This is a genomic window from Otoolea muris (assembly GCF_943193115.1).
Classification (GTDB): Bacteria; Bacillota; Clostridia; order Lachnospirales; family Lachnospiraceae; genus Otoolea; species Otoolea muris.
Genome location: NZ_CALPCY010000093.1, coordinates 1 through 9,811 on the forward strand (window position 1 = coordinate 1; position 9,811 = coordinate 9,811).

General features: G+C 55.3%; 8 protein-coding genes. All 8 read left to right on the plus strand.

The window, feature by feature from the left end; all coding sequences use genetic code 11:
• The coding region (locus NFS31_RS25605; RefSeq protein WP_331482883.1) for a phage tail tape measure protein at positions 1–4,121 on the plus strand (4,121 nt) is incomplete at its 5' end.
• Positions 4,122–4,124: 3 nt separating this feature from the next.
• Entirely contained in the window at positions 4,125–4,817 is a 693-nt protein-coding gene (locus NFS31_RS25610) for a LysM peptidoglycan-binding domain-containing protein (protein ID WP_251501610.1), read from the plus strand.
• A 14-nt stretch (positions 4,818–4,831) separates the two neighbouring features.
• Positions 4,832–6,088 carry an XkdQ/YqbQ family protein gene (locus tag NFS31_RS25615; RefSeq protein ID WP_251501614.1) on the plus strand — a complete coding sequence of 419 codons (1,257 nt, stop codon included), beginning with the start codon at positions 4,832–4,834 and terminating at the stop codon, positions 6,086–6,088.
• A gap of 16 nt (positions 6,089–6,104) precedes the next feature.
• Positions 6,105–6,425: a hypothetical protein gene (locus NFS31_RS25620; protein ID WP_251501620.1), complete on the plus strand. Its 321-nt coding sequence runs from the start codon at positions 6,105–6,107 to the stop codon at positions 6,423–6,425.
• Between the two features lie 15 nt (positions 6,426–6,440).
• Positions 6,441–6,878, plus strand: a complete 438-nt coding sequence (locus NFS31_RS25625; RefSeq protein ID WP_251501623.1) for a DUF2634 domain-containing protein — start codon at positions 6,441–6,443, stop codon at positions 6,876–6,878.
• 12 nt (positions 6,879–6,890) lie between these two features.
• Positions 6,891–8,009 carry a baseplate J/gp47 family protein gene (locus NFS31_RS25630; RefSeq protein WP_251501627.1) on the plus strand — a complete coding sequence of 373 codons (1,119 nt, stop codon included), beginning with the start codon at positions 6,891–6,893 and terminating at the stop codon, positions 8,007–8,009.
• Positions 8,010–8,020: 11 nt separating this feature from the next.
• A complete protein-coding gene (locus NFS31_RS25635; RefSeq protein ID WP_251501630.1) occupies positions 8,021–8,818 on the plus strand; it encodes a putative phage tail protein in 798 nt (265 codons plus the stop codon).
• The coding region (locus tag NFS31_RS25640) for a phage tail-collar fiber domain-containing protein (protein WP_251501634.1) at positions 8,815–9,811 on the plus strand (997 nt) is incomplete at its 3' end. The genes NFS31_RS25635 and NFS31_RS25640, both read left to right, overlap by 4 nt.

Consider the following 9,811-nt stretch of genomic DNA (forward strand, 5'->3'; position numbering starts at 1 on the left):
AGTATGAGATCCTCCTTGAAGCAAAGGATAAAATCACGCCGCTCCTTACCACCCTCGGAAACGGGCTCCGGGGCTTTGCGGGGAAATCCTGGAGCGTTACCATGCGCGCCGTGGATCTGGCCACCTCCCCCGTGAGGGGGATTTTAAACGTGTTAAAAAACCCCCTCCTCCAGGCGGGGGCGGTCCTTGGGGTCAGCATCGGCATGAAAGATACGGTCGATACATATAAAGACTTTGAGGCCGCCATGTCACAGGTGCAGGCCATCAGCGGGGCCACGGGCTCAGAGATGGGGCGCCTTACGGATAAGGCAAAGGAGATGGGGGCCGGCACAAAATTCACCGCGGAGGAATCAGCGGAGGCGTTTAATTACATGGCCATGGCCGGCTGGAAAACCGGCGATATGCTGGACGGCATTGAGGGGATCCTCAGCCTTGCGGCGGCTTCGGGGGAAAGCCTTGCGGCGACATCCGATATCGTAACCGACGCATTAACCGCATTCGGGCTGTCGGCATCCGATTCGGGCCATTTTGCGGACGTGCTCGCCCAGGCGTCCTCAAACGCCAACACAAATGTGGGGATGCTCGGGGAGAGCTTTAAATATGTCGCCCCGGTGGCGGGCGCGATGAAATACAGCGTGGAGGACGTCTCCCTGGCGCTCGGCCTGATGGCTAATGCCAGCGTGAAAGGTTCCATGGCCGGCACGTCCTTAAAAACAGCGCTGGCCAATATGGCATCCCCGACAGATAAGATGGCGGTTGCCATGCAGGAATACGGGATCAGCCTGGCCGACAGCGGCGGGCAAATGAAGACGTTAAAGGGCGTCCTGGACAACCTGCGCGAAAGCCTGGGGGATCTCACCGAAACAGAACAGGTGGCAGCCGCTACCCAGATATTTGGGAAAGAAGCCATGGCCGGGATGCTGGCCATCGTCAACGCCACAGAAAAAGACTATAACAAACTTGCCGATGCGGTCAGCCATGCGGACGGGGCCTCTGCGAGGATGGCAGGGACCATGCTGGACAACTTAAAGGGCTCCCTTACGCTGCTCCAGAGCGCTGCGGACGGGGTAAAACTGTCCGCCGGCGAGAGACTGTCGCCCTATATAAGAGGCCTTGCAGACTGGCTAACTGCCCAGATGCCCGGGATCGAGCAGGGGATTGGCGAATTTATGGACCGTATTGACATACAGGTTGAGCGGATGCAGGGGCGGTTTAAAGAAATATCCGCCACACAGGAATGGCAGGACGCAGGATTTTTGGGAAAAACAAAAATCGCCTGGGATGAATTTATAGCAGAGCCGTTTTCCGAGTGGTGGGGCAGCACAGGCAAAGCGAGGTTTGCGGGCTTTGCGGAGGATATCGGCTCCGGGATCGGCGCTGGCCTGAAAACCGGCATTATGGCCCTTCTGGGGATCGACCTGGGGGAAACGCTCAATGAGGGCGCGAGTATCGGGGCCTCCTTTGCAAAAGGGTTTTCTGAAGGCTTTGATTTTGAAGCTGTATCCGGAAAGCTCTGGGAGGGTTTTAAAAATATGCTCTCCAGCGCCGGGAAGCTTCTTCCGGGAGGGGAAGCTCCTGGACTGTCGTCGTTTCTCTCAGCGGTTATGCTGGGGAAAATGGCGTTGCCGCTTATCGGCATTGGAAAAGGGGCGGCCTCCATCGGGAAAGGATTATTCGGGACAAATGCAGCGGCGGCTGCACTTGCCGGCGGGACGGCCCTCGCAGGAGGAATAGCCGGCGGGCTTTCCCTGATTTCCGGCTTCGCGGATATGAATAAAGCGTACAAATCGGAAGACTGGGATGAGAAAAGCGCGTATTCGGCTTCGGGCCTTTATAAAACGGGCGGTGTAGCGGCCGGGGCAGCGGCAGGCGCGGCGATAGGTTCCATCATTCCCGGAATCGGTACAGCAGTTGGCGCTTTGGCCGGAGCAGGGCTCGGCGGCGTTGCCGGATGGATACGGGGAAATAAGGTAAAAGAGGAGTACCAGGAAAACGTAAAGGAAATGCAGGCGGAGGCTGAAAAGGCGCAGAAGTTTTTTGAAATCACCGGATTTTCTATTAACGATGCAGTTTTTGAAACGAAAGCGCTCAATGACGCCATCCATGATACAGAAGTCAGCGCGGGCCAGCTTGGGATCTTGTTCCAGGAGGCGGTGGGCGCTAATTTAAAAAGCCATTTTGGCGACATGAAGCTCTCCCTTGCAGAGATAAAAGAGGCCGCTTCTGACATTGTATTCGACAGACAGAAGGAAAGCCTGGAAGCGTTTTCAGCGGCCCTTGAGACATCCGAAACAAGCCTTTCCTCCCTGAAAAACACTCTTCAGGAGATGGGCCGGCTGAACTGGACCGCCGCTCTTGGGACAGAGATGTCGGAAAGCGAAATGGGCGCCTATAAAGCAGCCGTGGATTCTATGGTTGCAGAGGCAAAGGGCTATGTGCGGAATAAACATTACGAGGCGACTCTTTCTGTTGGCCTGCTTGTGGGCGCTGAAAACAGCGAAAGCGTTACTGGTGGCCTTGATACCATGTACGGGGGAATCCAGTCGCAGATTGACGAGGCAGGGGCTGAGCTGAACCGGGCGTTATCTGAGGCTCTCTCTGACGGGGTTCTGTCCACAAAGGATATGCTTACGGTCCATATTGGCGGCGTTGACTATGAAATGGATGAGGCGTCAGCCATCGCCGCGCTACAGGATCAGGTTGCGGAGATTACGCAAAAGGTAGCTAATGCGCAGAGTGAGGCAAAGCTGGAGGCGCTCCAAATCCGCTACGGAGGGGCGCGCCTTGACTCCGAAAGCTTTGCACAGTTACAGGAGGAACTTGCGGCAAACGTATCGGCCATGACGGCGGATTATGATAAGGCGCTGGAAGTTGGACTTACAAGCTTAAAGCTGCAACTGTCTGAAGGGGCCATTGATCAGAGCCAGTATGACGAATTAAAGGCACAGATTGAAGAGGGTTATAACAGCCAGCTTGAAGATTTGCAGGTACGGGTGGAGTCTTTCCAGTTAGATACGATTGCAGAGGCATACGGGACGGCCCTGGACGGGATCCTACCGGAGATAGAGGGAACAACGGGCCAGAAGCTGTCCGAGGCGATGGGGCGCGCCCTGGATATTTCTCCGGAACCGGCGGAGTGGACAAGCGAACAGATTTCGGAGTGGTTCGGGCTGGAAAGCCTCAGTGCAGAGACACAGACCGCCGTAGGGGAGCTTCTGCAGGCTACGGCGGAGACAATCCCGTCCAGGCTGGCGGAAAGCCTTGCAGGGCAGATAAGTACGCTGGACTGGTCTGGTATCAGCGGCGCTGTGGAGATCGGGCTTGCGGCAGCCCTCGCGGAACCCGGGTATAGCGGGGCCGGGGCGGCGGTGAGCAGCGGAGTCGGGGCGGCGATCCTGGATGCGGACATGTCGGAGATCAATTCCGCCGTGGATACGCTTAAATCAAACACAGACGCGGCGGTGGACTCCGCTTTCGGCGCAGGGGTAAGCACAACTATGCCAGTCCATGTGACGCTGGATTACCAAGTTGCAAACCCGGCTAAAACATTTACCATAACCGGGAACGGGGCATCCAGCAGCGCCAGCTTAAGCGTCGCCGCCAATGCGGCCGGCGGTTATGTCAGCGGCGGGCCCCAGCTCTCCTGGCTTGCAGAAGAGGGATATGGGGAGTTTGTGATCCCCACAAACCCGAGCCGGCGGGCAAGGGCCCTGGATTTATATGAGCAGGCTGGGGCTGCGCTTGGGGTTTCTGCGTTCGCTGCGGGAGGTTATGCGGGCGGTTCTTCCGGCCCGCGCGATATGGATTTATACCGCGTGCTGGACAGAGACATCCCCGCCTCTTATAGCGGAAGCGCGGACGGGGAGGACAGCGGGGAGCCGGTACAATCGTATGCCCCTGTAGCTGCAACTGGCAGCCCAGACGGCACAGGAACGCCGGAAGTCCACATAACCGTTAATCTGTCCCCGGAGTTTACCATACAGAACGGGGACGGGCAGAGTGAAGAAAGCATCATACAGGCAGTCATGCGCCACATGGAGGAGATATCCGATCAGGTAAGCGGCCAGGTTGCCAGGACGCTCATGGAAATCTTCTCTAACATGCCGGTAAAGGGGGCCTGAGAAATGAATATCAAGCTGATCCCGGCCGGGGGCGGCTCCCGTTTTACATTCCCGGCCCTGCCGGAAAAGATACAGGGTAAATATGGGGCGCGGTACCAGACCTTTGACATCCTGTCCAAAGGGACGGTGAAAGTGCCAAAAGGAACGGACGCTGCGGAATTTTCCTGGGACGGCGTTTTCTTTGGGAAATCCAAAAGGCGGGAGCCGATTGTAAAAAAGAACCAGTGGAAGGAGCCGGAGGAATGCGTGAAAATCCTGAACCGCTATTTAAAGAACGGGACGGTTTTAAACCTGATTGTCACAGAGACATGGATCAATGTGGATGTGACAATCGCCTCCTTCCAGCCACGCCCTGTGGGGGCGTATGGGAATATCGAATATTCCATTACCTTCGCCCAGAAAAAGACGCTGCGGATTTACACAACCGATGAGCTGCAGATCGCGGCGTTTGTAAAAAAGACAGCGGAGAGGGAGGACGGCGGGGAAGGGAACGCTTCCGGGGGGAGCTATACTGTAAAATCCGGAGACACGCTCTGGAGGATTGCAGCCGAAAAACTGGGTGCCGGCTCAAAGTGGCCTGCAATTTATGACGCAAACGCCGCCACGATTGAGACGGAGGCAAAAAAACGCGGGAAATCCGGATCTGACCACGGGCACTGGATATATCCAGGGACCACACTGACGATCCCCGCATAAGAGGGTGACAGAGGATGGTTGATTTATCAAGGATCGCATACCGTGTAGTGGTTATGGACGGGGACGGGAACCAGTACAATATTACCGATTACGTCAGGAACCTGGGCTGGGAGGAGGGCGAAAACGAGCTTTCCCTGCGTTCCTCCTTTACAGCCCGGAACGATGAGACATCAAAAGGCTGCCTGTCCGAACTGATTCGGCCAGGGTGCCTGGTGGGTATTTTTGCGTCAGACGGGGATTCCCTTGACGAAGAGGCAGCCAGGGGAACCGTAGAAACGTGGGAGGCGGTGGAAAAGAACGGCGCGAACGAATTGCACTGTACGTGCTACGACGGGCTGTATAAACTCCAGACAAGCCAGGAAAACAGGTTTTACCCATCCGGCACAGGGACAAAATCCGCCGTCCAGGCAATCTTTAATGACTGGGAAATACCGCAGGGGGAGTATAAAGGGCCGGATGTGGCGCACGGAAAAATGGTTTATAATAACCGATTCCTCTCAGACATTATCCGGGATCTTCTGGACGACGCGGCGAAAAAAGGCGGGGATTCCTGTATTGTGAGGGAAGAAAAAGGATATATCCAGGTGCTTCCCAAAGGCGGGAATGGGACGGTATATGTGTTTAAAGAGGATAACACACAGTCATTTAGCCAGTCCATAAGCACAGCGGATCTTATCACCCGCGTAAAGGTTGTGGGGCAGGCGGACGGCGACGGCAGGCGGAGCGTGGAGGCAACGGTGGAAGGCCGGACGGAATACGGCATCCGGCAGCGGATCTACAGCCGGGGATCGGATGAGACGGTGGAGGCTGCAAAGTCGGCGGCGCAGGAAATCCTTAACAACGAGGGAAAAATCAGGAGGGATATGTCGGTACAGAGCCCGGATGTCCCTTTTATCCGCAAGGGCGATCTGGTCTATATCATGAGCGGCTCCATATCGGGCTATTATTACGTAAAAAGTATCCGCCATAATGCGGACGCGTGCAGCATGAGCATGGATCTGGAATACGCAGAACCGGAACCGGGGGCAGAAGGGGCGCCAGGCGAAGACGCACAGGAGAAGAAAGAGTACCAGGTGGGCGACACCGTAAATTTCCACGGGGGAACCCATTATATCAGCAGTTATCCCGGCGCAAAAGGGTACAGCGCCCGGGCCGGGCAGGCAAGGATTACAGAAAAGAACGGATCCGGCGGGGCGCATCCGTGGCACCTGATCCATACGGACAGCGCCAGCAATGTGTACGGGTGGGTGGACGACGGGACGTTTGACTGAAAAGCAGGAGGTTATAATGGAAGGTTTTGAAGGAAACCCGGGGATCAATAAACTGGCAAATGTCTTAAGCCAGCGGATGAAAGCGGAAAACAGCTCTCCCCTCATACTGGACTTTGGGACGGTACAGGGGGACGGGAGCCTTGTCACCGACACTTTCCCTGTGCCGCTGCCCAAAGGGCAGTATTCGGTATGCAGGCACGTTGGCGGGCTGTCGTTTGAGATAAGCGGCGGACACTCCCATACCGTCACCCCACCGGCCATAAAACCGGGCGACCGCGTGCTGGTGGCCTGGGTGCAGAGCGAGGCGGTGGTTGTGGATATTATCACAAATTCGTAAGGAGGCGGTGGAAAAATGTCCGGGAAACTCTTTCCAGTGGTGGATGTTCCGGAATTTAAAACAGAACGGGCGGGCTATGACACCTGTTACAGAAGGAGCGCAAAATGGGATCCTGCCTCCGGCGATTTTGTCAGGGACGGGGCAAACCGTGTGGCGGAGTGCGATGGAAAAGAAGCATATGCCGTATGGTGTTTTAAGATTGCGCAGACCGAACGCTACCGCTGCCTTGCTTACCCGGGTTCTATTGGGACGGAAATGGAGCGGGCCATGGATGACGACGACGAAAAAACCGTTGAGTCCATGGTACAGAGGACAATCACGGAGGCGCTCATGGTAAACCCCAGGACAAAGGAAGTCGGGGAATTTGATTTCTCGTGGGACGGCGATACCATGCGCTGCTCATTCCTGGTTACCGGGGCGGAGTGGGATGAAGGGTTTGTGATCACAGTATAAGGGGGGAGCGGGATGCAGCCGGAATTTATGATTCCTGACTTTATTAAGCATAACAGCGCGGACGAAATCCATGAAAGGATGATGCGGGCCCTCCCGGACGACATTGACGATATGCCAGGCGGGTTTCCCTATGATTTTACAAAGCCGGCAGCGCTGGAAAAGGATGAGTTTATCAATTATCACCTGGTAAGGGCGATCATGCTGGCGTTCCCCCAGTACGCATGGGACGAATGGCTGGATCTGCACGGCCGCCAGGTGCAGCTTGTACGCCACCCGCCCGGACGCGCGTCGGGATTCGTCAGGGCAGCCGGGACGGCCGGCATAACCATCGCGGCGGGCACGGTATTCTGTACGCCGGCAACAGATTCCGGACCTTCAATAGAATTTGCCGTAACAGAAGATACTGTCACCGGGGAAGACGGCGTTGCAATGGTTCCTGTGTCGGCTGTCGTAAGCGGGACCGTCTCCAATGTAGCCGCCAATATGGTAACGCTCATGGCTAAGCCAGTGAAGGGGATCCAGGAGGTAAACAACCCGGAGCCCATACGCGGCGGTACAGAGCGGGAGGGTGACAACGGCTTTTATGAGAGGATCGCGGCCGAATACGAAAGCAGGCGGACATTCCTGGGAAATGACAGCGACTTTATCCGCTGGGCCCGGGAAGCGGGCGCGGGGGACTGTATTGTGATCCCCGCGGCAGAGGGCCCCGGCACGGTCAGGCTGGCCCTGGTGGACGGGAACGGGCAGCCTGCAAACGGGGAGTTGGTGCAGGATGTTTATAATTATATCGTTTCTCCGGAGGACAGGAGTAAGAGGTTATTGCCAACTGCGTGTACCAGGCTTACATGCGTGCCGGCTGCGACAGTAATGGTTGATTTTACAGTTACGGGGCTGTTGTACGATGAATCAACCAGCCTGGAGCAGATCCGGGCTGATTTTGCGGCGGCAGTAAAGACAGTCTACACATCGGCAAAACAGCAGGATATATTGCGGTATAACGATGTAAGGCCGATTCTCTCTGATATTGCAGGCGTCCTGGATTTTGATGGGTTCCTCATGAATGGGGATATGAAGAATATCAGATTGGGCAAAGAAGAATACCCGGAAACGGGCACCCTTGATTTCAGTTAGGAGGCGGCTCTATGGAGAAATTTGATCTGGAGAACTTCCCAACAAGTGAGAGCGCAAAGAAAATGCTCAGCTATGTATCAGATGGATTTTATGATAAGTCCTATGTTGGCAAATGGATTTATCAGGTAATGGGGATGGAATATGACAAAGCGCGGGAAATGGCGGAAGAACTGCCGTACCAGTTTTTCCCTGAAACGGCCACCTGGGGGCTTATGTACCACGAGATTAAGTGGGGGCTCCCGGTTCGCCTGAACCTTACATATGAGGAGCGCAGAAGGAGAATCTACGAGAAACGGGATTACCGGCCGCCGATGACCCCATACCGGATGGAAAGTTACCTCTCCGCCGTGACGGATCTGGAGATCCATGTGGCGGACTGTCATGATACGGGGATTTATGGCTATCAGCCGCCGCATCCAAATGTGTTCCATGTCACGCTGCGTGAGCAGGGCACCAACAGCCATGTGGATTATAGAAGCCTGGAAGAGATGCTTTCACGGTTAAAGCAGTCCCATACTGCCTTTACGCTGGAGCACCGCCAGGAATTTGAGCAGGGGATAAAAGCATACGCAGGGGCGCTTACAACGGAGTTTGTGGAGTATGAGTTTAAAGCCAGAAGAGTACACAGGGACATCGAAACGCAGGCGCGTATAAGCTCTGGAACAATCCCGGATTCACGGATATCAGAAGAGATCCGGGCAGGCGGAAAAATCAACCGGGACGGAACCGCGGCCATGCGGATCGGAGCAGCGTCCACAACGGATATGCTGGTAACAGAGGAAATATTGTCAGGAGGGATAAAGCGATGACAGAACGGACAGTCATTACAACCAGGGGGCTCCAGCTCCTCGCCAGGCTGGCGTCAGGGGCGGAGCAGTTGGAATTTACAGGCGTAAAAGTGGGGACGGGAGTTGTACCGGACGGGACAGATCCCGCCCAGCTTATGCATCTGGTCAGCTACAAAATGGATGGGATGATCGCGGATTACGGGTATGACCAGGAGACGGACGACGCCTTTGTCGTGATGCAGATCACAAACGCGGGGATTACAAGCGGTTTTGTAATGACAGAAGTCGGATTGTTTGCAATGGATCCGGACCGCGGGGAAATCCTGTATGCGTATGTGGATTTGTCAGAGGATCCGAATTACATCATGCCGGAGGAAAACGGGCGCGCAAAGACCGTACAGATTAAAATGCACGTCGTTGTCGGGGAGGCTGCGAACATCACAGCAACCATCAACCCTTTAAGCCAGGTTACCATGGAAGCTTTCCAGCGGGAGCTGGGGAAAAAGACCGACTCTGAGGGAGGAGACATATCGGATGCAGTGGCCGGATTTGAAACGCCGGGAGCGGAAATAAAATACCCGGAACTGGAGCCCGGGGGATCCGTAAAAGGGATACTGGGCGGGATCAGGCGCTGGCTGGAGACGCTTAAAAAAGAAAAGGTGACAGCAGACGGGGGCGAAGCAGGGGAAACGACAGCCACGTTTGAGGATTACACAGGCGCTAACCCTGCGCCGTCGGTGGAGACTGCGCTGGCTGGTATCCGGAGCAAAGGGAAAACAGGTAACATCCTGAGCAATATAAAAGCTGCGCTGATGGGGCTGGTTACATTGGGGGAGATGCGGAAGTATCTGGTCAATAACGGGCTGTGTACGGAGCCGGGGAAATTTTTCCTGGATGCGGCGTACGGCAAAACTCTGATGGATGAGATTACTCGGTTAAATGGCGAGTTCCCAATAATATTTAAGAAGTTTCCAGACAAAAAAGACGTTAATATTGCTAATACAGTTACAAATT